General features: G+C 46.3%; 19 protein-coding genes, 1 tRNA gene and 2 pseudogenes. 11 read left to right on the forward strand and 11 right to left on the reverse strand.

Translation table 11 applies throughout. The annotated features are described in order from the left end of the window. Positions 1 to 354: 354 nt before the first annotated feature. Genes DWY84_RS07710 through DWY84_RS07720 form a run of 3 tightly spaced genes read right to left on the reverse strand, consistent with a single transcriptional unit; the run spans position 355 to position 2,757 of the window. The gene (locus DWY84_RS07710) at positions 355 to 876 is read right to left on the reverse strand and encodes a DUF4446 family protein (protein WP_118532054.1); all 522 of its coding nucleotides are present in this window, start codon (positions 874 to 876) and stop codon (positions 355 to 357) included. Positions 877 to 907: 31 nt separating this feature from the next. Then, a complete protein-coding gene (locus tag DWY84_RS07715) occupies positions 908 to 1,987 on the reverse strand; it encodes a ParB/RepB/Spo0J family partition protein (protein WP_118532055.1) in 1,080 nt (359 codons plus the stop codon). 2 nt (positions 1,988 to 1,989) lie between these two features. Then, positions 1,990 to 2,757 (reverse strand): AAA family ATPase, encoded by a 768-nt coding sequence (locus DWY84_RS07720; protein ID WP_118532056.1) that lies wholly within the window; start codon positions 2,755 to 2,757, stop codon positions 1,990 to 1,992. Positions 2,758 to 3,143: 386 nt separating this feature from the next. Between DWY84_RS07720 and DWY84_RS07725 the strand changes: the two genes are divergently transcribed. Next, on the forward strand, positions 3,144 to 4,094 hold the full coding sequence (locus DWY84_RS07725) for an alpha/beta fold hydrolase (protein WP_118532058.1): 951 nt from the start codon (positions 3,144 to 3,146) through the stop codon (positions 4,092 to 4,094). Between the two features lie 137 nt (positions 4,095 to 4,231). After that, complete coding sequence (locus DWY84_RS07730) at positions 4,232 to 4,597, forward strand: VOC family protein (RefSeq protein ID WP_118532059.1); 366 nt, start codon at positions 4,232 to 4,234, stop codon at positions 4,595 to 4,597. A 551-nt stretch (positions 4,598 to 5,148) separates the two neighbouring features. On the opposite strand, the gene rsmG is transcribed toward DWY84_RS07730, so the two are convergent. The 8 genes from rsmG to rpmH all read right to left on the reverse strand — a co-directional run bounded on the left by rsmG (position 5,149) and on the right by rpmH (position 12,846). Further along, positions 5,149 to 5,883, reverse strand: a complete 735-nt coding sequence (gene rsmG, locus DWY84_RS07735; RefSeq protein ID WP_118532061.1) for a 16S rRNA (guanine(527)-N(7))-methyltransferase RsmG — start codon at positions 5,881 to 5,883, stop codon at positions 5,149 to 5,151. 241 nt (positions 5,884 to 6,124) lie between these two features. Beyond that, positions 6,125 to 8,008: a tRNA uridine-5-carboxymethylaminomethyl(34) synthesis enzyme MnmG gene (gene mnmG / locus DWY84_RS07740; RefSeq protein WP_118532063.1), complete on the reverse strand. Its 1,884-nt coding sequence runs from the start codon at positions 8,006 to 8,008 to the stop codon at positions 6,125 to 6,127. A 25-nt stretch (positions 8,009 to 8,033) separates the two neighbouring features. Next, entirely contained in the window at positions 8,034 to 9,422 is a 1,389-nt protein-coding gene (gene mnmE, locus DWY84_RS07745; RefSeq protein ID WP_118532065.1) for a tRNA uridine-5-carboxymethylaminomethyl(34) synthesis GTPase MnmE, read from the reverse strand. Positions 9,423 to 9,638: 216 nt separating this feature from the next. Further along, positions 9,639 to 10,730 (reverse strand): RNA-binding cell elongation regulator Jag/EloR, encoded by a 1,092-nt coding sequence (gene jag, locus DWY84_RS07750; RefSeq protein WP_118532067.1) that lies wholly within the window; start codon positions 10,728 to 10,730, stop codon positions 9,639 to 9,641. A gap of 12 nt (positions 10,731 to 10,742) precedes the next feature. Continuing rightward, a complete protein-coding gene (locus tag DWY84_RS07755; RefSeq protein ID WP_118532069.1) occupies positions 10,743 to 12,050 on the reverse strand; it encodes a YidC/Oxa1 family membrane protein insertase in 1,308 nt (435 codons plus the stop codon). 19 nt (positions 12,051 to 12,069) lie between these two features. Then, positions 12,070 to 12,306: a membrane protein insertion efficiency factor YidD gene (gene yidD, locus DWY84_RS07760; RefSeq protein ID WP_118532071.1), complete on the reverse strand. Its 237-nt coding sequence runs from the start codon at positions 12,304 to 12,306 to the stop codon at positions 12,070 to 12,072. 4 nt (positions 12,307 to 12,310) lie between these two features. After that, positions 12,311 to 12,655 carry a ribonuclease P protein component gene (rnpA, locus tag DWY84_RS07765; protein ID WP_118532073.1) on the reverse strand — a complete coding sequence of 115 codons (345 nt, stop codon included), beginning with the start codon at positions 12,653 to 12,655 and terminating at the stop codon, positions 12,311 to 12,313. Positions 12,656 to 12,711: 56 nt separating this feature from the next. Beyond that, a complete protein-coding gene (rpmH, locus tag DWY84_RS07770) occupies positions 12,712 to 12,846 on the reverse strand; it encodes a 50S ribosomal protein L34 (RefSeq protein ID WP_118532075.1) in 135 nt (44 codons plus the stop codon). A gap of 422 nt (positions 12,847 to 13,268) precedes the next feature. On the opposite strand from rpmH, the gene dnaA reads away from it, so the two are divergent. The 9 genes and pseudogenes from dnaA to DWY84_RS07815 all read left to right on the forward strand — a co-directional run bounded on the left by dnaA (position 13,269) and on the right by DWY84_RS07815 (position 23,657). Continuing rightward, positions 13,269 to 14,648 (forward strand): chromosomal replication initiator protein DnaA, encoded by a 1,380-nt coding sequence (gene dnaA / locus DWY84_RS07775; protein ID WP_118532077.1) that lies wholly within the window; start codon positions 13,269 to 13,271, stop codon positions 14,646 to 14,648. 321 nt (positions 14,649 to 14,969) lie between these two features. Further along, the gene (gene dnaN, locus DWY84_RS07780; protein WP_118532079.1) at positions 14,970 to 16,085 is read left to right on the forward strand and encodes a DNA polymerase III subunit beta; all 1,116 of its coding nucleotides are present in this window, start codon (positions 14,970 to 14,972) and stop codon (positions 16,083 to 16,085) included. Positions 16,086 to 16,108: 23 nt separating this feature from the next. Further along, positions 16,109 to 16,318, forward strand: a complete 210-nt coding sequence (locus DWY84_RS07785) for an RNA-binding S4 domain-containing protein (protein ID WP_118532081.1) — start codon at positions 16,109 to 16,111, stop codon at positions 16,316 to 16,318. Next, the gene (recF, locus tag DWY84_RS07790; RefSeq protein WP_118532083.1) at positions 16,315 to 17,400 is read left to right on the forward strand and encodes a DNA replication/repair protein RecF; all 1,086 of its coding nucleotides are present in this window, start codon (positions 16,315 to 16,317) and stop codon (positions 17,398 to 17,400) included. Before DWY84_RS07785 ends, recF begins: the two co-directional genes overlap by 4 nt. 36 nt (positions 17,401 to 17,436) lie before the next feature. Beyond that, on the forward strand, positions 17,437 to 19,350 hold the full coding sequence (gene gyrB / locus DWY84_RS07795) for a DNA topoisomerase (ATP-hydrolyzing) subunit B (protein ID WP_118532085.1): 1,914 nt from the start codon (positions 17,437 to 17,439) through the stop codon (positions 19,348 to 19,350). A 76-nt stretch (positions 19,351 to 19,426) separates the two neighbouring features. Then, entirely contained in the window at positions 19,427 to 21,943 is a 2,517-nt protein-coding gene (gene gyrA / locus DWY84_RS07800) for a DNA gyrase subunit A (RefSeq protein ID WP_118532087.1), read from the forward strand. A gap of 136 nt (positions 21,944 to 22,079) precedes the next feature. Next, positions 22,080 to 22,922, forward strand: a pseudogene (locus DWY84_RS07805) (fumarate hydratase). Positions 22,923 to 22,934: 12 nt separating this feature from the next. Beyond that, positions 22,935 to 23,473 (forward strand): annotated as a pseudogene (locus DWY84_RS07810) (Fe-S-containing hydro-lyase). Between the two features lie 96 nt (positions 23,474 to 23,569). Next, a tRNA-Ser gene (locus tag DWY84_RS07815) sits at positions 23,570 to 23,657 on the forward strand. The last annotated feature ends 228 nt before the right edge of the window (positions 23,658 to 23,885 follow it).

Consider the following 23,885-nt stretch of genomic DNA (forward strand, 5'->3'; position numbering starts at 1 on the left):
ATCTTGAAATCGGGTTTATAAATTTCTTAATTTAATTGATATTTCTTTAACAATGGAACCTGTTAGTATTATACCACTCGTTAAATAATTGTCAATATTTTTATTCCTATTTTATGCTCTTTTTTTCATACATGGCATTGTATACAAAATGCGCGCTAAATTCGAGGAGATGCCACCGGCATCTCCTCAATATACACCATAACAAAAACAGACGGACAGAACCGGATGATTGTGTTCATCCTGCCACTGTCCGCCTGTTTCTGCGTGTCTCTTTTTCGTTTTTATCTCAGTATCGCTTACATTTTCTGTGTTTTGTTGCTATTTTCACATTGTGAAAATAGCAACAAAATTTTCTTATACTTCTGGCTTTCTCTCTTTGTAACCCAGAGCCTGCTCCAGGGCTTCCTTCTCTTCTGCTCCAAGCAGCACTTCCGTTTCTCCCCGCTCTACATCTTTCAGATACAGATAACAGCCTTCCCGGCTGTGAACAGAGTTCAATACAAAACCGGTATTGGTATAATCCAGAAGTGCCAGTGCAAAACTCAAGTTTCCACCCATTCCTTTAAACGCATTGTACTTCACAATTCCGATTTTCTGGAATGCAGCACGGCTGTTTTTGTTAGCTGTACGGATTGAATCCTTATTATAACGGTCCTGGGACTGCAGATCAATGATGGCATTCATCTGATCTACAATCATATTTTCCATGGTTTCCGCGTCTTTTCCTCTCATAAAGAGGTCATATCGGCGGTAAAGTTTTCTCATATTGATCAGGCAGAGCACTGTCACAACCAGTAATATCAGGGTAAGAACCGCCGATGCAATCAAAAGATACACCGGATCAAACCCAAGATTATTTAAAATACTTCCTTCCATATTAATGCATTCCTGTCCTTCCGTTTTCAGACTATACCGGCTGAATAGATTCAATCAATTCTACAAGACGCTCCAGCTCTGCCTCGGAGTAATACTCAATTTCAATTTTACCCTTGGACTTATCCTTTCGGCTGATGTTGACCTTGGTTCCCATAACCGTTTTCATGCGGTTTTCCATATCCTGAAATACCAGCTCCACAGCCTCATCCACTGGTGTTTTTTTCTTTTCCTTCTTTTCTTTTCCCAGAAGTTTGACTGCTTTTTCTACCTCGCGAACACTCATGCGCTCCTGTTCAACCTTCTTCGCCAGATCTATCTGCTGAGATGGATCCGTCACAGCCAGAAGTGCTCTTGCATGTCCGCTGGTAATGCGTCTCTCTATCAGCATCTGCTGGACCTCAGGAGCAAGGTTTAAAAGACGCATACAGTTAGTGATCGTGGTACGGTTTTTGGAAACGCGCTCCGCAATCTCCTCCTGTTTCAGAGAAAATTCCTGCATCAGCCGCTGATAAGCCAGGGCTTCCTCAATCGGATTCAAATCTTCCCGCTGTACATTCTCAATCAATGCTATTTCCATGGCCTGCTGCGGACTGTACTCCCGGATTACTACCGGAACGGTCTTTAAGCCAGCCAGCTTTGCCGCTCTCCATCTGCGCTCACCAGCAATGATCTCATAGCTTTCGCCCCTTTTTTGAACCAGAAGTGGCTGCAGCACGCCATATTTTTGAATGGAATCTGCCAGTTCTTCCAACTGTGCCTCATCAAATGCCTTACGTGGCTGATCTCGATTGGGTTCAATTTCCGATACTTTGAGTTCCAACTCAGTCTGTGCCGGCGCTTCCTGTTCCGGCTTTGCATCAAGCATCGACACGGATTTTGCGCTTTCCTGTGCTTTCTGATTCAGATTTGCGTTTTGTACTTTTCCAGCCTCAGATTCAGATTTTTTCTCATTCTTTTTCTGTGTTCTTGCGCTGTTTTTCTCGACTATCCGATCGGCACCATTTGCCTTTTTTCTATCAGCTGCCTTTTCCTCCGCAATTACCTCTTCTATTGTATCCTCGCCGAACAATGCGCCGAGTCCTCGTCCTAATCCTCTCTTTGTTCCTGCCATTTCTATTCTTCCCCTCTGCTAATTACTTCTGCTGCCAGCATTCGATAACTTTCTGCGCCCGTTGAACGCGTATCATAAATATTAATCGGTTTTCCGTGGCTTGGTGCCTCAGCGAGCCTTACATTTCTTGGAATAATAGTTTTGTAAATATTCTTATTTAAATGTGCTTTTACGTTTTCAACCACCTGCAGAGACAAATTAGTTCTCGCATCGTACATGGTAAATACAACGCCTTCCAGCTCCAGCTTCGGATTCAGTTTTTTCTTTACCAGTTCCACCGTCTGAAGAATCTGACTCAATCCCTCCAGAGCATAATACTCACACTGGATCGGTACCAGAACCGTATCCGCCGCCGTCAGCGCATTGATTGTAAGCAAGCTCAGGGATGGTGGGCAGTCAATGATAATGTAATCATAATCTCCTTCTATCTTTTCCAGCTCTGTTTTCAGCAAAGATTCTTTATTCGGAACATCAAGCAGTTCAATTTCCGCACCGGCAAGATTTACATCTGATGGAAGCACATCCAGATTTTCCTGCACTTCCCTGATAATGCACTCTTCCAGCGTACACTCTCCAATCAGCAGCTCATATACAGTTTTATCCATATAACCTTTTTCAAAGCCCAATCCACTGGTTGCATTTCCCTGTGGATCAAAATCGACTGCCAGAACCTTCTGTCCTGCTTCAGCCAGACATGCTGATAAATTGATTGCTGTCGTGGTCTTTCCCACGCCACCCTTCTGATTTGCAATTGCGATGATTCTTCCCATAGTATCGTCCTTTATCATTCTGATTTTGTAACTATTCAGTACCTCTTTATACTAATCTTATTTTAGCAATAAAATTAGTATAGCACACTTTTTTTGCTTTTCCTATTCTTTGTCATAAAATGTATGTGTAAAAATGCACTTTTTATAATTTTTCATGTTTCACGTGAAACATAGCTGCTGTTCACGCGTTGCGCAAACAGCAACGGATTTTATCGATGCTTCGCATTCCAAATCGGAAAAATCTGCTGCCATCACAATGTCATACGACATTTTCAGTTCAGAAAATACCTACTCGCGTATAGTAACTATCTTGCATCTTTTGTAAAATAATACTATACTAAACATATGCAAAACGCATATCTTCGCAAGGCAAAAAAGGAGGTACTATGAAAGCCAAAAACAAATTACTCACGCTCCTTATTCTTTCTGCCAGCGCTGCCGTTACTACTGCAGCAATTAACAAAGCAATTCAGGTTTCTGCCATTTCTAAAAATCTTCTGGCTGAACCAGAACCACTTTGTTTCAAATGGCGTCTTGGCAATGTTCACTATACAAAAGAAGGAACTGGAAAACCGCTTCTACTGATTCACGACTTGGATACTATATCATCCGGTCATGAGTGGAAACAGCTCATTCCGCTTCTCCGTGATGAATACACCATTTACACTATCGACCTGTTGGGATTTGGACGTTCCGAGAAAGCGAATATGACATACACCAATTTTCTGTATGTGCAAATGATCTCCGATTTTATTAAATCTGAAATCGGCCATCGCACCAGTATCATTACCTCCGGTGAGGCTGCTTCTATCCCACTGATGGCATGTGCAAATAATCCAGATCTGTTTGATCAGATTATGGCAATTAATCCACGCAGTCTTTTGGATTTCAGCTCCATTCCTGGTAAGACTGCTAAAATGTACAAATGTATTATTGAGTTTCCAATCCTTGGTACACTTCTGTATCATATCGCAAGCAGCAAAAAAATGATTCTGGAAGAACTTGTCACAAAGAAATTTTTTAATCCATATTCCGTGAAATCCAGTTATGTGGACGCATGTTATGAAGCTTCTCATCTCGGTGCTTCTCCTAAATCCACTTTTGCAAGCATCCGCTGCAATTACACAAAATGTAATCTGGTCAATGCTCTGAAAAAAATAGATAACAGCATTTATCTTCTTGGCGGAGCTGGTGTGGAAAATATCGAAGACCGATTAAACGAATACAAGGATTATAATTCTTCTATTGAAACCGTTCTTGTGCCCAAAACAAAAGAACTACCTCATTTAGAACAACCAGAAAAAATTGCAGAACTTATAAAAACTTATTTCTGCTAATTATAATTTATTGTAACTTTCATACGGTCAATACATTTCATTCACTATACTGACTGTAATGAAAATATAGAACAGCAAAGAAAATGTTTCACGTGAAACATGAATTTTATTTTGTAAAGAAAAGGAGAACTTTATTTATGATTCAGTTCAATCACTTTAACTTCAACGTTTTAGATCTGGAAAAAAGTCTGAAATTCTACAAAGACACGCTGAACCTGGAACCGGTTCGCGAAAAGAATGCTGCAGATGGATCTTTCAAACTGGTCTATCTCGGTGACGGCAGCAGTAACTTCACCCTGGAACTCACCTGGCTCCGTGACCGCAACGAACCATATAATCTCGGTGAATGCGAATTTCATCTTGCTTTCGTAACCGATGAATACGAAAAGCTTCATGAACAGCATAAAAAGCAGGGTGTTATCTGCTACGAGAACGAGGCCATGGGAATCTACTTCATTTCCGATCCCGACGGATACTGGATTGAAATTGTGCCAGTCAAATAAAAATTTAAATCATGTTCACGAAAGGTCCGAAGCAGGCCGGGACGGTAGCCCGCTGCGCAAAATATAAGTGCTGTGTTCGGACGATGTGGCTGACAGCCGTTTGCGGATAGTCGGACTGACCGTCCGCCTCCCGAAAACGTCAGTCACCACATAGCCGGACACATTGCACTTTTATTTATGCTACGCGAGCTACCGTCCCGGCCTGCTTCTGCTTTCCTGCTATTCTACGGTAATAAAAAACACAGCCAGAATGGTACTGGCAAAAAGCTGAAATTCCCGGCTTTTTATCAATACCGTTCTGGCTGATTTTATTTTCTCTTAGCGGAGCCAATACAGCAGAAGCTGGTTATCCCAGCATTCCGCGGAGCATAAATATGGGTATACGTGTCCGGCTATGCAGCGACTGGTGTTTGAGACAGCGGACGATTAGTCCGACTATCCGCAAACATCTGTCAGCTGCATCGTCCGAACACAATACCCATATTTTGCGCAGTGGTATGCCGGGATTACCGGTTTCGGACCTGTAGTGGGTTCTGTCTCTATATTGCTTTTTACTTCCCTATCGGTTCCTTCGACGGCATCCCTGCTTTTCTTGGATATTTCTTTGCCGTCTTCGCAATCTTATCGATCACCACCAGTGACCGGTCTGCATCGGCTCCGGTCAGTTCGAAGCGGATGACATCTGCAACACTTCCTCCCAAGCTCTCAATTGCCTTTGTTCCCTGCTCCAGTTCCTCGTCAATCTTACCAGACTTATAAGGAATAAACGCACCGCCCACCTTTACAAACGGCAGGCAATATTCAGAAAGTGTTGCGGCATTGGCCACGGCACGGGATACGCAGTAATCATACTGTTCCCGATATTTTGCATCCCGTCCAAAATCCTCTGCTCTTCCATGAATCGTTTCTATATTCTGAAGTCCCAGCTGACTGATCACTTCATTCAGAAATTTGATTCGCTTGTTCAGAGAATCCAGCAGCGTGATTTTCAAATTCGGAAATGCAATTTTTAATGGAAGTCCCGGGAAACCTGCGCCGGTTCCTACATCAATTGCCGATGCTCTTCTTCCGTCCTGAAGCGGCACTGCCTTCACCAAAGCCAGACTGTCAATAAAGTGCTTGCTTACTACTTCTTCCAGTTCTGTGATTCCAGTCAGATTCATAACCTTATTCCATTCAACCAGCAGCTCATAGTAACGGTAAAACTGCTCCATCTGCTTCTCCGACAACACGATCCCCAGTTCCCGGGTCCCCTCCGTCATCTTATCCACAAAAACCTGTTCCATAATTCCTCCTACGTGGAAAATTCAATTTTATCTTGCTTTTAAACCCTAAGCCAGAAACAACCAGGACTGCCGCAAACATAATTTCAGTAGTTTTGGAATATCAGTTGTACACATCTTGAACACACGTGTCCGAATGTAGCGGATGCAGTCCGATGCAGGCGGACACGTGCTGTGAGAGCAAGCGAACAACGATATCCTAAACGGAGGAAACTATGTTTGTGGCAGTCCGTTTCTTATGATATTACTTTGAATGCCGCATCTGCTCCAGGTGTACCAGCAGCACGGAAATATCTGCAGGTGACACACCGGAAATACGGGATGCCTGTCCAATAGACACCGGCTTATACAAATTCAGCTTCTGCACTGCCTCGCGCCGCAGGCTGTTCACACTGCTATAATCAAAATCCGGATCCAATTTCTTTTTCTCCAGCTTCTTAAACTGTGCCACCTGCTGCTGCTGCCGCTTTAAGTATCCCTCATATTTAATATTTATGTTAACCTGTTCTGCTGTATCATAAGAAAGCTTCGGCCGCTTTTCATCAATCTCGGTTAACATAAAATAGCCAAGCTCTGGTCTGCGCACCAGTTCTGCCAGGGTTGCTCCCGTCTTTAACGCAGTACTTCCATGACGCTCCAGAAATGCCTGCGTCTTCGGATTTGCGCCTACATTCGTCTTTTCCAGACGTTCTACCTCTGCCTGAATGTCTTTCTCCTTCTGAAGCACCTTCGCATAAGTCTCGTCATCTACCAGACCGATCTCATGACCAATTCCGCGCAGACGCAGATCCGCATTATCCTGACGCAAAAGCAGACGGTACTCCGCACGGGAAGTCATCATACGGTACGGTTCGTGATTTTCCTTGGTTACCAGATCATCAATCAAAACGCCAATGTACGCCTGGGAGCGATCCAGAATCACCGGTTCCCGGCCAAGCACCTTCATAGCCGCGTTAACGCCTGCCATAAAGCCCTGTACTGCTGCCTCCTCGTAACCGGAGCTGCCATTAAACTGGCCGCCACTGAACAGGCCGCTGATAGCCTTAAACTCCAGAGACAGTTTTAACTGTCTTGCATTAATGCAGTCGTATTCGATTGCGTAGGCATTCCGCACAATCCGCACATGCTCCAGCCCCGGAACAGTACGGTACATGGCATACTGCACATCCTCCGGCAGGGAGCTGGACATGCCGCCCAGATACATCTCGTTGGTGTAAAGTCCCTCTGGTTCAATGAATACCTGATGGCGGGTCTTATCCGGGAATTTTACTACCTTATCCTCAATGGATGGGCAGTAACGCGGACCAGTTCCCTCAATCGCACCGGAAAACAGTGGGGAACGATCCAGATTATCACGGATGATCTGATGTGTTTCTTCATTCGTGTAAGTCAGCCAGCAGGAAACCTGCTCCTTCTGTACTGACTCTGGATCCGTGGAGAACGAAAACGGTACCACACGCTTATCGCCGAACTGCTCCTCCATCTTGGAAAAATCAATGCTGCGGCGGTCCGCCCGGGCCGGAGTTCCGGTCTTAAATCGGAACATTTCGATTCCATTCGCAATCAGGGAATCCGTCAGATGATTGGCCGGCTGCAGTCCGTTCGGTCCGGTGGCGTTGCTGACATCGCCATAGATACAGCGTGCCTTTAAGTAGGTTCCGGTTGCCAGAACCACGGCTTTTGCGTGGTACACCGCCCCGGAGTAAGTCTTCACACCGGTAATCTTATGATCCTCCACGATAATTTCCGATACCTCCGCCTGGCGGATCGTCAGGTGATCGGTATTCTCCAGGGTCCGGCGCATCTGGCGGCTGTAATCCTGCTTATCCGCCTGTGCGCGCAAGGAATGAACTGCCGGCCCCTTGGATTCATTTAACATCTTGGACTGAATAAAGGTCTTATCAATATTTTTTCCCATCTCACCGCCCAGGGCATCCAGTTCCCGGACAAGATGGCCTTTGGAGCTTCCTCCGATATTTGGGTTGCAGGGCATCAGGGCAATGCTGTCGACACTCACCGTAAATACGATAGTTTCCAGCCCCAGCCGCGCGCAGGCTAATGCCGCCTCGCATCCGGCATGACCGGCACCAACTACTACAACATCATATGATTCTTCTAAATATGGCATAGTTTTATTCCTTCCAGCTTTGTTGCTATTTTCCCATACAGAATTTTCCAAAAATCTCATTGACCAGATCATCTTCCACCGCTTCTCCAATGATGGTTCCGAGCTGCTCATAGGCATCCATCAGGTCAATGGTCAGAAAATCCTCCGGCATCTGATTTTCAATACTCTGTTTTACCATGTTCAGGCTGTTTAACGCATTCTGAAGTGCCGTCTTATGCCGCACATTGGTAATCAGGACTTCATCGTTAAAATCAATGCTTCCTTCATAAAAGAGATTCTGAATCGTTTTCTCCAGTTTGTCAATGCCTGTCTCTTCTTTTGCAGAAATAGGAATGATCGTTTTTCCAGTCTTCTCCTGCAGCATTTCCTCGCTGATCACCGTTTCCAGATCGGTCTTGTTCAACAGGACCACAGCCTTCCGGTCACAGATCAATTCCATAATCTGGGCATCATTCTCATCAAGCTCCCTGGAACCATCCACCACATAGATGATAAGATCCGCCTCATCTGCTGCCACCTTCGCCCGGTTCACGCCAATCTGTTCCACCACATCATCGGTCTCCCGGATACCGGCCGTATCAATAATATTCAGGCTAATTCCGTGCATGCGGATATGCTCTTCCAGTGTATCACGGGTCGTTCCGGCAATATCCGTCACAATGGCACGTTCCTCGCCAAGAAGTACGTTCATTAAGGAAGATTTTCCAGCATTCGGCTTACCAAGGATTACCGTACGGATTCCCTCAGAAACGACTCTTCCGCTGTCCGCGGAGCGCACCAGCTTTTCCATCTCTCCGGTCATCCTGTCCAGTTTTCCACATAGTTCTTCCTCATATCCGTCTAAAGAAATATGCTCCGGATCATCTAACGCCGACTCAATAAAAGCAATCTGATACAGAATCTGCTCCCGCAGATCCTTCACCTTTTTCGATACAGAACCCTTCAACTGGCTCACAGAACTCTTCACAGCATAATCATTCTGCGCGTTGATCACATCAATCACGGCCTCCGCCTGAGACAAATCAATTCGCCCATTTAAAAAGGCCCGCTTGGTAAATTCTCCCGGCTCCGCCGGTCTTGCTCCATATTTGATTACTGTCTCCAGTATTTTTTTCATCACCAGGACACCGCCGTGGCAGTCAATCTCCACCGTGTCTTCCGCTGTGTAGCTGTGCGGTCCCCTCATCAGCATCACCAGCACCTCATCCAGCATCTCATCTCCATCGTGGATCATTCCATAATAGATCCGGTGGGATGGTGCCGTATTCAGATCAAACTTTCCTTTTTTTCCTGCAAAAATCCGGTTCACAATGGAAACCGCCTGGTCTCCGCTCACCCGGATGATTCCGATTCCGGAACTGCTCATGGCCGTTGCAATGGCCGCAATGGTATCTGAACTTCTGTCTTTCAGCATATTTTCCTCCGACTTGGCCTGCTTTGGCCAATCTATCAATAACCCTTAACGAAAAGGAACAAAAGGCTGCGCAATGCCTGAACGGCAATAGTAACAGCAAAAGCGGATGCCAGGTGGTGGTCAGACCACTACCAGACACCCGCCTGCTATTTCTGTATTGTGCTCACACAATTATCTGCATGGCATATTTTCGCCTCTCAGGAATTTTGAACCGTTTTATGCCTCAGTCGGTGCCGCTGCTTCTTTCTTCCCAGCTGCGGCCTCTGCCTTTGGCGCTCTGTTCTCCGCGTTTCTGTTTCTTCCGCGGTTATCACGGCGGGAACCATAACGCTCCTTTCTTCCACCTGCCGGAACCTCTTTCTTTAAAGAGATTACCACATGACGGAACGGATCCTCACCCTCACTCCGTGTCATGACATATTTATCATTCTGAAGTGCAGAGTGAATGATTCTTCTCTCATACGGATTCATCGGCTCTAAGGATACCGGATGCTTGGTCCGTTTTACCTTATAAGAAATATTCTTTGCCAGAGTCTCCAGCGTCTCTTTTCTTCTCTCACGGTAATTCTCGGTATCAAGCTTCACTCTTAAGTAGCCTTCGGTCTCCTTGTTTACCACAAGGCTTACCAGATACTGTAAAGAATCCAGAGTCTGGCCGCGCTTTCCGATGAGGATTCCCATGTCGTCACCCTCCATGGAAACCAGAAGTTCCCGATCACTGGCATTGTATGCCGTCTCGATAGAAACCTGCATACCCATAGCGCCAAACACCTGATCCAGGAATTCCTTTGCCGCTTTCTTTACTGCTTCCTCATTGATCTTTACTGCTTTTTTCGGTGCCTCTTCCGCAGAAACCTCTCCAGCAGCTTCCGGCACTGCTTTCACTTCCTCACACTTCGGAGCCGGCTTCTCAGAAACCGGAGCCTTCGCTGTCGGAGCTGCTGCCTTTGCGCTCTCTGCTTTCTTTGCGGCTTCTGCCTTCTTTGCCGCCTCAGCTTTTTTAGCAGCTTCTGCTGCCGCAGCAGCCTTTCTGGCCTCCTCGGCTTTTTTCGCCTCTTCTGCCTTTTTCGCTTCCACAGCTTTCTTTTCTTCCAGCTTCTTTGCCTCAGCAGCTGCCTTCTCCTCTGCCTCGCTCATCACATGGGCGCGGATGATACAGGGTTTCTTACCAAAGATGCCAAGCAGACCTGCGCTCTCCTTCTGTACCACTTCATAATGAAGATGCTCACTGGTCGTCTGCAGTTCAATCAATGCTTTTGTGATTGCCTCGTCCAATGTACTGGCAGAGATTGTAATCTTTCCATCCATGGTGCTACCCCCTTATTTATTATTGTGCTTTTCATTATATCTGGCTACCATATTTGCCTTGGAGGCCAGACTGCCCGGTTTTGCATCTTTATTATAATAATTGTTGGATGCTTCTACCTGTTTTTTGCTCTTCTCAAGCTTCTCAGCGCGTTCCGCTTCTTCCTTCTCCTGAACTGCCTGCATATGCTTTAAGCTTGCAGTTGCATTCTGATTTACTTTCTGCGGCGGAAGGCCTTTCTTTGCGCGTTTCTTGTTAGCCTTCTCAACGTTCTTACGGATCAGCTCATCCATATCTACCTTATCCAGGTAAGAATTTACAACAAGCTGCTGCAGTAACTGGAAGGTACTGCTGGCTACCCAGTAGATACCGATTGCTGCCGGGAAGGTAAAGCAGAAAAATACAGACATCAGCGGCATGGTAACGTTCATGCTCTGCATCATCTGGGAGCTCATATCTTCCTCATTGTTCTTCTTCGGCTGGGTTGCCATCATTAACTTGGTGCTCGCATACTGGGTCAGACCTGCCAGAATCGGAATCAGCCATGCCAGACTCGGTACAAAGCTTCCGTTAAACGGGTTGGATGCCAGATTAATGCCAAGGAAGGTATTCATCTTCTCAATGGTAGACGCATTTGTGGAAATGACATCTGCCGCATTCGGGAATGCCTGCGCCAGATCATTCCACTGAGCCGGATTCAGCTTGTAGAGAATATCAACCATCTTATTGGCCAGAGCCTCACCGGTCACACCGGTTAAGTCTCCGATCGGGTTAATGCCCGTTAACGCAATATTGTGGTCGGTCGCAAACTGGAGCAGATTTGCCGCAGCCCCCTCGCTCAGGACAGACGCGGAAGAAGTTCCGGTCAGTGCATAGACCACATTCAGAAAATGTTCCTTTACCGGCATCACGTAAGCCGGAATGCAATAGATCACGCGGTACAGCGCAAACAGGATCGGCATCTGGATCACAAGCTGGAGACATCCTCCAGTCATGGATGTGCCGTATTTCTCATAGACAGCTTTTGTCTCCACGTTCATCTTCATCATGGAGTCATTGTCTGTTTTGCCCTTATACTTTGCCTGAATAGCCTGAAGCTCAGGCTGCATGACAGCCATCAGCTTGGATGCCTTCTGCTGCTTGATCGTCATAGGGAACATCAGTAATTTCACAACCAGGGTAAATAAAATAATGGATAAACCGATGTTAAGCACACCAAAGGAATTGGTGAACGTAACGAGTACATTCAGGATCCATCCCAGAATCTGGGAGATCGGACCAAGAATCGCCCCATGAACCTTCGTTAATACTAAGTAATCCAATGTGCTACCTCCTCATGTGTTACGGAACTGGATCATAACCGCCTTCTGCCCATGGATGACACCGGAGTATCCTCTTCACAGACAACCATAAACCTTTCACCACGCCATACCTGGTAAGTGCCTCAATGGCGTATTGAGAACACGTAGGCGTGTAAATACAGTGAGTTCTTACTTTCAGCGGGGACAAAAAAATCTGATACCCGCGTATCATTAATATAAGAAGCTTTTCGATCAAACCTGCAATTCTGTTAATCATATTCTCACTTCGATTCTTTTTTAATGTTATGCAGTCCGCACAGGTGCATAAATGCACGCTCAATTGTCTTATAATCTGAGTCTTTTGCGGCAGCGCGCGCTACCACGATGATGTCTAATCCTTCTTCCAATGTGTCCCTGTTCAGCCGGAAACTCTCCCGCACCAGCCGGGCCAGATGATGTCTCACCACGCTGTTTCCAACTTTTTTACTGACTGAAATGCCAATCCGGGACTGGCCTCCATCAGTCTTTCTTACATACATGACCAACTGTCTGTTGGCATAGGATTTCGCAGTCCGGTAAATTGTCTGGAAATCTGAATTTTTCTTAATGCTCGGAAATCGTTTCATCTTTTTACCATCTTATTATAATACAAAAGGCCACAATTTCTTGTGACCTTGATTCATTAAGCGGATAATTTCGCTCTTCCTTTTGCTCTTCTTGCAGCTAATACTTTTCTTCCACCTGGAGTACTCATTCTAGCTCTGAAGCCATGAACTTTTGATCTCTGTCTGTTCTTCGGCTGGAAAGTCATCTTCATGTTGCGGCACCTCCTTTTTTACATCGCTTATTTGATTGAACACATTACGACTATTTTAATTAAACATCTTCTCAATTATATAGAATTCATGCGGGTTCGTCAAGCCTTTTCTTAAAAAAGAATCCGCAGAAAATCCACAAAAAATAAGCAGCCGCGAAACCCTGCCCACATACCAGGTGTTGATATTGTGAATAAGTTATCCACAACTTGTGGATAAGTCTGTTGATAATTTTCACAAAACGGCGAAGATTTTTCGGTTTTCATTGAAAATCAGCGGTTTATGGTATACAATGTTTCTAGATTGGGTGCTTTTGCGTATCCACAAACGGGCCCATTTTTTTCCACATGAACTGTGGATAGACTGCGGCCACAAAGATGCGGAACCGTTCCTATAGATTGATTAAATACAGGAGACTGAACGAATGTTAGAAACACTGAAAGAAAAATGGAATGAAATACTAAAATATTTAAAAGAAGAATACGACATCTCTGATGTCTCCTTTGACACCTGGCTTCTTCCGCTGGAGGTCTATGCTCTGGAGCAGCCGGGAAATATCGTAAAGATTATCGTTCCGGATGCCAATTTTCTCGGATATATTAAGAAGAAATACAGCACCATGCTGATGGTATCCATCGCAGAGGTCACCGGCATCAAGTGTGATTCCGTTCAGTTCCTTGTGGAGGAAGACATTGTTCCGGAACCTGCTGCCTCAAACCAGCTCATCCAGAACAACACGAATACGGTCAGTCCGGCTACCCTGCAGAATGCCAACTTAAACCCGAAGTACACCTTCGATACCTTTGTAGTCGGTGCCAATAACAATCTGGCCCACGCCGCATCCCTGGCTGTTGCCGAATCTCCGGGTGAGATTTACAACCCGCTTTTTATTTACGGAGGCGTAGGTCTGGGCAAGACGCACCTGATGCACTCCATCGCAAACTTCATCTTAAAGAACAACCCGAAGGCCAAGATTCTTTATGTGACCTCCGAGAAATTTACCAATGAGCTGATCGATGCGATCCGTAATAAAAACAACATTTCCACCACGGAATTCCGCGAAAAATACCGCAACAACGATGTGCTTTTAATCGATGATATCCAGTTCATCATCGGCAAGGAAAGTACCCAGGAAGAATTTTTCCATACGTTCAATGCGCTTCACGAAGCCAAAAAGCAGATCATCATTTCATCCGATAAACCGCCAAAAGAGATTGAAACCCTGGAAGAACGGCTGCGTTCCCGTTTCGAATGGGGTCTGACCGTAGACATCCAGTCTCCGGACTATGAAACCCGAATGGCAATCCTCCGCAAGAAAGAGGAAATGGAAGGTTACAATATAGATAATGAAGTAATCAAGTACATTGCCACCAACATCAAGTCCAATATTCGTGAGCTGGAAGGCGCACTCACCAAGATCGTTGCCCTTTCCAAGCTGGAGAAAAACCGTGAGATCGACATTGAACTGGCTGAAAAAGCACTGAAAGACATCATTGCGCCGGGCGACAAGCAGGAAGTAACCCCGGAATTCATCATCCAGATCGTTGCCGATCATTTTAACCTTACCCCGCTTGACATCATGTCCGCAAAGCGCAGCAAGGAAATTGTTTATCCACGCCAGATTGTCATGTATCTGTGCCGCACCATGACCGAAACCGGCCTGCAGAATATCGGCAAGGCACTGGGTGGCCGCGACCACACTACCATCCTGCATGGTATCAAGACCATCAGCGCAGACCTGGAGAAGAATCCGTCCCTCCAGAACACCATTGACATTCTGAAGAAAAAGATCAGTCCGCAGTAGTATTTAGTTGACATAAAACATGGAGCCGCCTGCTTTCCCACTTATTCACATTTTTCTGTGGAAAAGCAGTGGATTGCATGTGGGCAGCCTGTGAATGATTTTCAGGACAAATTTCCTCATTTTTTCACATGTGGATAACCTCCAGATATTCCAAATCATTCAGGAGAGTTTTCAACATCCTTATTCACGCCCGGAAATCCTTTTATTTTATGGGCTGAACAGACTTTTACACAAATCCACATCCCCTACTACGATTACGACGGAATTTTATTTTATATATCTTTAAAAAGACTCTGAACCGACAGAAAGGAAGTTATCAACATGAAGCTCGAATTCAAGAAAGACGCTCTCTTAAATGGAATCAACATTGTATCTAAGGCGATTCCGTCCAGAACAACCATGTCGATCCTCGAATGCATTCTCATTGATGCCGATGCCAGCGAGATCAAGCTGACTGGAAATGATATGGAGCTGGGAATTGAGACAAAAGTAGAAGGTTCCATTCTGGAACGCGGTAAAATTGCACTGGAAGCAAAGCTTTTTTACGAAATTATCAGAAAATTACCGGATGGCGAGACCCCGGTTGTCATTACTTCAGACAATCGTTTTAATACCATCATTGAATGTGAGAATGCAGTATTCAATATTCAGGGCCGTGACGGCGAGGAATTTTCCTATCTTCCGTATATTGAACGTGACCAGCACATCAGTCTGACCCAGTTTACCTTAAAAGAGGCGATCCGTCAGACCATTTTTTCCATTTCCCCGAATGACAGCAATAAGATGATGGCAGGCGAACTTCTGGAAGTAAAAGATGATTTTCTCAAGGTGGTTTCCCTGGACGGACACCGGATCTCCATCCGCAACATTCAGTTAAAGGAACATTATGATAACCATAAGGTTATAGTACCAGGCAAAACTCTCTCCGAGATCAGCAAGATCCTGACCGGTGACAATGAGAAGGAAGTTCTTATTTATTTCAGCAAAAATCACATTTTATTTGAATTCGATGATACGGTTGTGGTTTCCCGCCTGATCGATGGGGAGTATTTCAAGATTGACCACATGCTTTCCAGTGACTATGAGACCCGCGTGAAGTTAAATAAGCGTGATTTCATGGATAACATTGATCGTGCCATGATCCTGATTCGTGACAGTGACAGAAAGCCTATCATCATGAATGTGGAAGATAACAATGTGAACATGAAGGTAAAGTCTGCGTTTGGTTCCATGAATGCCAATGTACCGGCCCATAAATCCGGCAAGGACATCATGATTGCGTTCAATCCGAAATTTTTGCTGGATGCGCTGCGTGTCATTGATGATGAGGACGTGGAGCTTTACATGATGAATCCGAAATCCCCGTGCTTCATCAAGGATGAAGAAGGAACCTACATCTATCTGATTCTGCCTGTAAACTTTATCAACGAAGCATAATACGGCGTTTAGAAAGGAAAATTATGGAAACCATTAAATTAAGAGACGAATATATCAAGCTGGGCCAGGCTTTAAAGGCAGCCGGTTTATGCGAATCCGGTGTCGATGCCAAGTATGCCATTGAGGACGGCCTGGTAAAGGTAAACGGAAACGTAGAGTATCAGCGCGGCAAAAAGCTCCGCGACGGAGATGAAGTAACCTTTCAGGGAGAAACCATCCGGATTACATTATGATCATAGAGTCCATTGAGCTTCAGAATTACCGGAATTACGACCAATTACATATGGAATTTTCTCCGGGCACCAATATCCTTTACGGGAACAATGCCCAGGGAAAGACGAACATCCTGGAGGCAGTCTATGTCTGCTGCACGACCAAGTCCCACCGCGGCAGCAAAGACCGGGAGATGATCCGTTTTCAGAACGACGAATCCCACATCAAGCTGACGGTGCGAAAACGCGATGTTCCCTACCGCATCGACATGCATTTAAAGAAAAACAAAGCCAAGGGCGTTGCCATCAATGGCATTCCCATCCGCAGGGCCAGTGAGCTGTTTGGCATTGTGAATGTAGTGTTCTTTTCGCCGGAGGATTTAAACCTGATTAAAAATGGTCCGGCGGAACGGCGCAAATTCATTGATCTGGAACTGTGTCAGTTAAATAAGCTTTACGTTCACTCGCTGGTGTCTTACAACCGGGTCCTGCTGCAGCGTAACAAGCTGCTTAAAGAGCTCTTCTTCCATCCGGAATACGAGGAAACACTGGATGTGTGGGATATGCAGCTGGTACAGTACGGGAAAGAAGTCATCCGGTTCCGGGAGGAATTTATCGGACAGCTCAATGAGATCATCTGCGAGATCCACCGGAAGTTGTCCGGCGGTAAAGAAACCTTAAAGATTGTATACGATCCAAATTCCGGCGCAGAAGAACTGGAGGCAGGACTTGCGAGAAGCCGCAGCCAGGATGTGAAACAGAAAACGACGCTTGTGGGCCCGCACCGGGATGACATTGGATTTTATATCGATGACATTGATATCCGGAAATTTGGTTCCCAGGGGCAGCAGCGTACCGCGGCGCTTTCCTTAAAGCTTGCGGAGATTGAGCTGGTAAAGAAACTGGTGCGTGATTATCCCATCCTGCTTTTGGATGATGTGCTCTCAGAGCTGGACGGGGAACGGCAGAACCATCTGTTATCTGCCATCGACCACATCCAGACCATGATCACCTGTACAGGACTGGAAGATTTTGTAAACAACCGTTTTCAGATGGATAAGCTGTTCCGCGTTGTGAACGGAACGGTGACCAGCGAAAACTGACGATATACTTTTATTTTTTGACTAGGAGGAAATAACATGAGTGCAGAATACGGAGCAGACCAGATTCAGATTCTGGAAGGGCTGGAGGCAGTCCGGAAGAGACCTGGTATGTACATTGGCAGCACTTCGTCCAGGGGCCTGCATCACCTGGTTTATGAGATTGTAGATAATGCAGTAGATGAAGCCCTGGCTGGCTACTGTGACCGGATTGACGTCACCATCCATGAGGACAATTCCATCACAGTACTGGATGATGGACGCGGCATTCCGGTCGGCATTCAGAAAAAAGCCGGAATTCCGGCGGTGGAGGTTGTCTTTACCATCTTGCACGCCGGCGGTAAGTTTGGCGGTGGAGGATACAAGGTATCCGGCGGCCTGCACGGGGTAGGCGCATCTGTTGTAAATGCGCTTTCTACCTGGCTGGAGGTGCGTGTTTACCAGGATGGCAAGATTTACCAGCAGCGCTATGAGCGTGGGAAAGTCATGTATCCGTTAAAAGTAGTCGGTGAATGTCCGGCAGATAAACACGGAACCGAGGTTCATTTTCTTCCGGATCCGGAAATTTTTGAGGAGACTGTATACGATTTTGAGGTCCTGCGCATCCGTCTTCAGGAGACCGCATTCTTAACCAAGGCGTTAAAAATTACCCTGCGGGATGAGCGTGAGGAGAAAAAAGAAAAAGTATTCCATTATGAGGGCGGCATTCAGGAGTTTGTCACCTACTTAAACAAAGGCAAGGCAGCGCTTTACAACAATGTCATTTACTGTGAGGGAACCCGGGACGGCGTGTTCGTTGAGGTTGCCATGCAGCACAATGATTCTTATACTGAGAATATTTATACCTTCGTGAACAATGTCAATACACCAGAGGGTGGTACCCATCTGGCAGGCCTGAAAAATGCCCTGACAAAGACGATCAACGATTACGCCCGCAAGAATAAGCTCTTAAAGGACAGTGAGCCGAACTTAAGCGGTGAGGATATCCGCGAGGGCTTAACCGCTATTGTCAGCATCAAGATTGAAGAGCCGCAGTTTGAGGGACAGACCAAGCAGAAATTAGGAAACAGTGAGGCAATGGGAGCGGTAAACAGCATCGTCAGTGAGCAGCTTACCTATTTCCTGGAGCAGAATCCGGCAGCAGCCAAGACCATCTGTGAGAAATCTGTTCTGGCGCAGCGCGCCCGCGCGGCTGCAAGAAAGGCCCGTGATTTAACCAGAAGAAAGACGGCCTTAGAGGGTATGGCACTTCCGGGCAAACTGGCAGACTGCTCCAACAAAGATCCGGAAAAATGCGAGATTTTTATTGTAGAGGGAGATTCTGCAGGCGGTTCTGCAAAGACGGCCCGCTCCAGAGATACCCAGGCAATCCTGCCGCTTCGCGGTAAGATCTTAAACGTAGAGAAGGCAAGACTGGATAAAATCTATGCCAACGCCGAGATTAAAGCCATGATCACTGCGTTCGGTACCGGAATCCATGACGATTTCGATATCTCCAAGCTCCGTTATCATAAGATCATCATCATGACCGATGCGGATGTAGACGGCGCGCATATCAGTACCCTGATGCTGACCTTCTTATACCGCTTCATGCCGGAGCTGATCAAGCAGGGGCACGTATATCTGGCACAGCCGCCGTTATACAAGCTGGAGAAGAACAAGAAGATCTGGTATGCCTACAGTGATGAAGAACTGGCCCAGATCATCAAGGAAGTCGGCCGTGACAATAACAATAAGATCCAGCGCTACAAAGGTCTGGGTGAGATGGACGCGGAGCAGCTCTGGGAGACCACCATGGATCCGGAGCGCCGTATCCTTCTGCGTGTGAATATGGATGACGATGTGGCATCCGAACTGGATCTGACATTTACTACCCTGATGGGGGATCAGGTTGAGCCGCGTCGCGAATTTATTGAGGCTAACGCGAAATACGTACAGAACCTGGATATCTGATGCAGCATGATGAAATGCGGCAGGAAAGCGTGACAGCGTACGCTTTCTGATGGAATGAGACAACAAGGAGAACAATATGGAACCAAATATTTTTGATAAAGTTCATGATATAGACTTAAAATCCACCATGGAGAAGTCTTATATCGATTATGCCATGAGCGTTATCGCTGCACGGGCCCTGCCGGATGTGCGGGACGGTTTAAAGCCGGTTCAGCGCCGTGTACTTTACTCAATGATCGAGTTGAACAACGGGCCGGATAAGCCACACAGAAAATGCGCGCGTATCGTCGGCGATACCATGGGTAAATATCACCCGCACGGTGACAGCTCTATCTATGGAGCTCTTGTAAATATGGCGCAGGAGTGGTCTACCCGTTACCCGCTGGTAGATGGTCATGGAAACTTTGGTTCCGTGGACGGTGACGGCGCTGCAGCCATGCGATATACTGAGGCACGTTTAAGCAAGATTTCCATGGAGATGCTGGCTGATATCGGAAAAGATACCGTAGATTTTGTACCAAACTTTGATGAGACTGAGAAAGAGCCGGTTGTTCTTCCGTCCAGATATCCGAATCTTCTGGTAAACGGTACCACCGGTATTGCAGTCGGCATGGCCACCAATATTCCGCCGCACAATCTGCGGGAGGTGATTAGCGCTGTAGTCAGGCTGATCGATAACCGCATTAAGGAAGACCGTGATACCACTCTGGAAGAGATTCTGGAAATCGTAAAAGGACCGGATTTCCCGACAGGCGCTACCATTCTTGGTAAAGCCGGTATTGAGGAAGCATACCGCACCGGCCGCGGCAAGATCCGTGTACGTGCAGTATCTGACATTGAGACCCTGCCAAATGGCAAGAGCCGCATTGTGGTAACAGAGCTTCCGTATCTGGTAAATAAAGCAAGGCTGATCGAGAAAATCGCAGAGCTGGTAAAAGAGAAACGTGTGGACGGAATCACCGATCTGCGTGATGAGTCTGACCGCCAGGGTATGCGCATTGTCATTGAGCTGCGCCGTGACGTGAATGCCAATGTCATCTTAAACCAGTTATTAAAGCACACCCAGCTTCAGGACACCTTTGGTGTTATCATGCTGGCACTGGTGAATAATGAGCCGAAGGTCTTAAATCTTCTGGAGATGCTCAATTACTACTTAAAGCATCAGGAAGATGTAGTGACCCGCCGGACCAAATACGATTTAAATAAGGCAGAGGAGCGTGCCCATATCTTACAGGGCTTGCTGATCGCGTTAGACCATATTGATGAGGTTATCCGCATCATCCGCGGTTCCGAGAACGTCCAGATTGCAAAGCAGCAGTTGATGGAGCGATTCGGCTTAAGCGATGTCCAGTCCCAGGCTATCGTAGACATGCGTCTGCGTGCTCTGACCGGTCTGGAGCGCGAGAAGCTGGAAAATGAATACAAAGAGTTAATGGCGAAGATCGAGGAGTTAAAAGCCATCCTTGCAGATGAGAAAAAGCTGCTTGGTGTGATCCGTGAAGAGATCCTTGTTATTTCTGATAAGTACGGTGATGACCGTAAGACTGCTATTGGTTTCGATGAGTTTGATATGTCCATGGAGGATCTGATCCCGAATGAGAATACCATTGTGGCTATGACCAAGCTTGGTTACATCAAGCGCATGAGCGTGGATAACTTCAAGAACCAGAACCGCGGTGGCAAGGGCATCAAGGGCATGCAGACCATTGATGAGGATTACATTGAGGATCTGCTGTTAACCAAGACCCATAACTACATCATGTTCTTTACCAACAAGGGCCGTGTCTACCGTCTGAAGGCATACGCAATCCCGGAGGGCAGCCGTACGGCGCGCGGAACGGCCATCATCAATCTTCTGCAGCTTCAGCCGGAGGAGAAGATTACAGCCGTGATCCCGGTGAAGGAATATCATGAGACGGATTATCTGTTTATGGCTACCCGCGGCGGCATGGTCAAGAAGACTCCGGTGAAGGAGTATGAGAACGTCCGCAAGAATGGACTGCAGGCCATTGTTCTGAAGGAAAATGATGAGCTGATCGAGGTAAAGGCAACGGATAACACCAAAGATATCTTCCTGGTAACGAAGAAAGGCCAGTGCATCCGGTTCCATGAGACCGATGTACGTGTGACTGGCCGTGTATCCATGGGTGTGATTGGCATGAAGTTAAATGATGGCGATGAGGTTGTCGGCATGCAGATGGATACCCAGGGCGAAAAGCTTTTGATTGTATCGGAAAATGGCATGGGCAAGCGCACCCCGATTGAGGAGTTTACGGCCCAGAACCGTGGTGGTAAGGGTGTTCTCTGCTATAAGATCACCGAGAAGACCGGTGATATCGTAGGAGCAAAGCTGGTACACGATGATCATGACATCATGATGATTACCAATGAAGGCGTTGTGATCCGTATTTCCGTGGAAGATATTTCTGTGATCGGAAGAAATACCTCCGGTGTGAAGCTGATGAACATTGATCCGGATTCCAATATCCGCGTAGCAAGCATTGCAAAGGTACGCGATGACGGAGAAAAGTCCGAGGGAGACGGCATTGAAGAGTTGGAGCTTTCTGAGGAGCATCCGGAAGAAAAAAAGTAACAAAATGAGCAGTGATTCATAAAGAAAACGAAGAGGATATACTGCCAGTGGTTTTAGGCGGCTGGCAGCATGTCCTCTTTCTGCGTTATTTAGAAAAAAAGAAAAGCCGGCGAAAAGGAACGGTCAGAAAAACATGTTGAGAACAGTAAATGTAAAAGAAATTACGGCTGCGATTAAGGAAATGTGCATCGAGGCGAATCAGTTTCTTTCAGAAGATATGGCAGCGCGCATGAAGAAAGCGGTTGACGAAGAGGAAGCTCCTCTTGGAAAACAAATCTTAACCCAGCTTCAGGAGAATCTGAAAATCGCAGGGGAGGATATGATCCCGATCTGTCAGGATACCGGTATGGCAGTGGTCTTTATCAAAGTTGGCCAGGAAGTTCATTTTGAGGGCGGCAGCCTGACGGATGCAATCAATTAGGGGGTTCATGATGGTTATGTGGACGGCTTTTTAAGAAAGTCCGTAGTAAAAGATCCAATCCTCAGGGAAAACACAAAGGATAATACACCGGCTATTATTCATTATGAGATTACAGAGGGAGATCAGGTAGATATTACTCTGGCGCCAAAGGGCTTTGGAAGTGAAAATATGAGCGGCGTTTTCATGCTGAAGCCGGCAGACGGCATTGAGGGGGTAAAGAATGTCATTCTGACAGCTGTAAAAGACGCTGGACCAAATGCCTGCCCGCCTATGGTAGTGGGTGTCGGTATTGGCGGTACCTTTGAGAAGTGTGCCATCATGGCAAAGCATGCCCTTACCAGAAACTTAAATGAGCATTCGGATATTCCGTATGTAGCAGATCTGGAAAAAGAAATGCTGGAGTGTATCAATGGCCTTGGAATCGGACCGGGCGGACTGGGTGGCCGTGTGACCGCGCTGTCGGTTAACGTGGAGACTTATCCTACCCATATTGCAGGTCTTCCGGTAGCCATCAATATCTGCTGTCATGTAAACCGTCACGCACACCGTGTATTATAGAAGGAGATTCCTATGGATAGAAAAATTCAGGTGCCGATCAGCAAAGAAGACGCAAAAAGTCTGAGAGCAGGAGACTATGTATATCTGACCGGAACCATTTACACTGCAAGAGATGCTGCTCATAAACGGATGCAGGGCAGCCGCTTCCCATTGAGATGGACCGCAATGTTATCTATTATATGGGACCGTCTCCGGCAAGAGAGGAAAGACCGATTGGTTCTGCAGGCCCGACCACCGCAAGCCGTATGGATAAATATGCTCCAAACCTGATTGATCTGGGCCTGGGGGCTATGGTTGGAAAGGGCAAACGCAGCCAGGCAGTGATTGATGCTATAGTGAGAAATGGCTGTGTGTATTTTGATGCAGTAGGCGGGGCTGGTGCGCTGCTTTCCAAACGCATTCTTTCTTCTGAGGTTGTTGCCTACGATGATCTTGGAACAGAGGCAATCCGCAGGCTTGAGGTAGAGGATTTTCCGGTCATTGTTGTGATTGATTCTGAGGGCAATAATCTCTATGAAACAGCAATTCAGGAGTATGCGGAAAAAAATTAAAAATGTGGTTGACAAAGTAATGTCTGTACTATATAATAGGCTATGCGTCTGAAAGCGCAAGTGGACAGCGCAAAATCATATGGAATTATGAAATTCGGAGAAATACTCAAGAGGCCGAAGAGGCGCCCCTGCTAAGGGTGTAGGTCGGGCAACCGGCGCGAGGGTTCAAATCCCTCTTTCTCCGCTCAATTCCAGATGATTCTTTTTTTCTCTTTAAGACAAATGTCTGAAAAGAAAAATAAAAAAGTTGTTGACAAACGCGTGAATATCTGGTAAGATATAACACGCTGCTGAAAACAGCAAAACGAATCTGAAAAGATTCAAAAAGAAAATGAAAAAAGCTGTTGACAAAGCGAAAACGATGTGATAAAATATTGAACGTTGCCGCTGAGAACAGCAACAACATGAACCT

It is taken from the genome of Clostridium sp. AF27-2AA (assembly GCF_003478505.1).
Taxonomy (GTDB): Bacteria; Bacillota; Clostridia; order Lachnospirales; family Lachnospiraceae; genus Brotaphodocola.

Coding starts and splice junctions, on each gene's coding strand:
- recF (WP_118532083.1), top strand. CDS start 16,315: ATGATCATAGAGTCCATTGAGCTTCAGAATTACCGGAATTACGACCAA.
- mnmE (WP_118532065.1), bottom strand. CDS start 9,422: ATGCTGAAAGACAGAAGTTCAGATACCATTGCGGCCATTGCAACGGCC.
- DWY84_RS07785 (WP_118532081.1), top strand. CDS start 16,109: ATGGAAACCATTAAATTAAGAGACGAATATATCAAGCTGGGCCAGGCT.
- rpmH (WP_118532075.1), bottom strand. CDS start 12,846: ATGAAGATGACTTTCCAGCCGAAGAACAGACAGAGATCAAAAGTTCAT.
- DWY84_RS07730 (WP_118532059.1), top strand. CDS start 4,232: ATGATTCAGTTCAATCACTTTAACTTCAACGTTTTAGATCTGGAAAAA.
- DWY84_RS07715 (WP_118532055.1), bottom strand. CDS start 1,987: ATGGCAGGAACAAAGAGAGGATTAGGACGAGGACTCGGCGCATTGTTC.
- DWY84_RS07725 (WP_118532058.1), top strand. CDS start 3,144: ATGAAAGCCAAAAACAAATTACTCACGCTCCTTATTCTTTCTGCCAGC.
- rnpA (WP_118532073.1), bottom strand. CDS start 12,655: ATGAAACGATTTCCGAGCATTAAGAAAAATTCAGATTTCCAGACAATT.
- gyrA (WP_118532087.1), top strand. CDS start 19,427: ATGGAACCAAATATTTTTGATAAAGTTCATGATATAGACTTAAAATCC.
- yidD (WP_118532071.1), bottom strand. CDS start 12,306: ATGATTAACAGAATTGCAGGTTTGATCGAAAAGCTTCTTATATTAATG.
- rsmG (WP_118532061.1), bottom strand. CDS start 5,883: ATGGAACAGGTTTTTGTGGATAAGATGACGGAGGGGACCCGGGAACTG.
- gyrB (WP_118532085.1), top strand. CDS start 17,437: ATGAGTGCAGAATACGGAGCAGACCAGATTCAGATTCTGGAAGGGCTG.
- DWY84_RS07720 (WP_118532056.1), bottom strand. CDS start 2,757: ATGGGAAGAATCATCGCAATTGCAAATCAGAAGGGTGGCGTGGGAAAG.
- mnmG (WP_118532063.1), bottom strand. CDS start 8,008: ATGCCATATTTAGAAGAATCATATGATGTTGTAGTAGTTGGTGCCGGT.
- DWY84_RS07710 (WP_118532054.1), bottom strand. CDS start 876: ATGGAAGGAAGTATTTTAAATAATCTTGGGTTTGATCCGGTGTATCTT.
- dnaN (WP_118532079.1), top strand. CDS start 14,970: ATGAAGCTCGAATTCAAGAAAGACGCTCTCTTAAATGGAATCAACATT.
- dnaA (WP_118532077.1), top strand. CDS start 13,269: ATGTTAGAAACACTGAAAGAAAAATGGAATGAAATACTAAAATATTTA.
- jag (WP_118532067.1), bottom strand. CDS start 10,730: ATGGATGGAAAGATTACAATCTCTGCCAGTACATTGGACGAGGCAATC.